The organism is Bacillus cereus group sp. BfR-BA-01441 (assembly GCF_022663075.1).
Taxonomy (GTDB): Bacteria; Bacillota; Bacilli; order Bacillales; family Bacillaceae_G; genus Bacillus_A; species Bacillus_A cereus.
Window position 1 is genome coordinate 1 of the sequence record NZ_JAKUEU010000299.1, and the last position, 328, is coordinate 328.

The window sequence follows — 328 nt, forward strand, 5'->3', positions numbered from 1 at the left end:
TCTACAATCACACTAAAAGCTGGTATCGAGCGCGCGTTACTTGAAGAAGTACCAGGCGTTATCGAAGTAGAACAAGTATTTTAATTAAAAGCGGAAGCGGCTCGTTCAGAACAGGAGGTCATTGGAGCTCCTGACGAAGAGGCGCTTTTTGCCTCACAGGAAGGCGCGAAATGGCCGACTGTTCTAGCCGCTGGAGCTAGATATTAATCTAAAAGCAGAAGCGGCTCGTTCAGAATCGCCTTCTAAAAGGAGACCAAATTTGGTCTCCTTTTTTATTCAAATCACATTTATCCGTTAACATCATAAAACAAAATTGGAAATCCTTCTC

Annotated in this window: 1 pseudogene; it reads left to right on the forward strand. The window is 43.3% G+C overall.

The features are described 5' to 3' along the window. Positions 1–84: pseudogene (locus tag MR107_RS30585) on the forward strand (NifU family protein); the annotation flags it as partial. Between the last annotated feature and the right edge of the window lie 244 nt (positions 85–328).